Raw genomic sequence first — 363 nt, 5'->3', positions numbered from 1 at the left:
GAAGGCGTAGTGGCACTTGTCCTCTATCCCGCACTGGTGTGGGCAGGAATCGACCCCCTGGCGGCCCTGTGGGAGGCGCCGTACTACGCGGCGATGTCCTTCACGAACACCGGTTTCACTCCGAACACCGGCGGAGTGAGCATCTTCGCCGACGACTACCTGGTCCTGTCGGTCCTCATGATCAGCGTGTTCCTGGGCAGCATCGGATTCCCGGTGATCTACACGCTCGCCAAGCACGTGTGGCACATCAAGCGCTGGTCTCTGCACACGAAGCTCACTCTGGCGACCACGGTGCTGCTGTTCGTCGCGGGAGCTCTGACGTTCCTCATCCTCGAGTACGACAACCCGCGCACCTTCGGGTCC

The 363-nt window shown here is 62.5% G+C and carries 1 protein-coding gene; it reads left to right on the top strand.

The window, feature by feature from the left end:
- Positions 1-363: TrkH family potassium uptake protein (locus KI686_RS17460; protein WP_262914013.1), on the top strand; the 363-nt coding region annotated here is incomplete at both ends.

Source organism: Polaribacter sargassicola, assembly GCF_021991835.1.
Classification (GTDB): Bacteria; Bacteroidota; Bacteroidia; order Flavobacteriales; family Flavobacteriaceae; genus Polaribacter; species Polaribacter sargassicola.
This window is presented reverse-complemented; position numbering and strand designations above follow the sequence as displayed.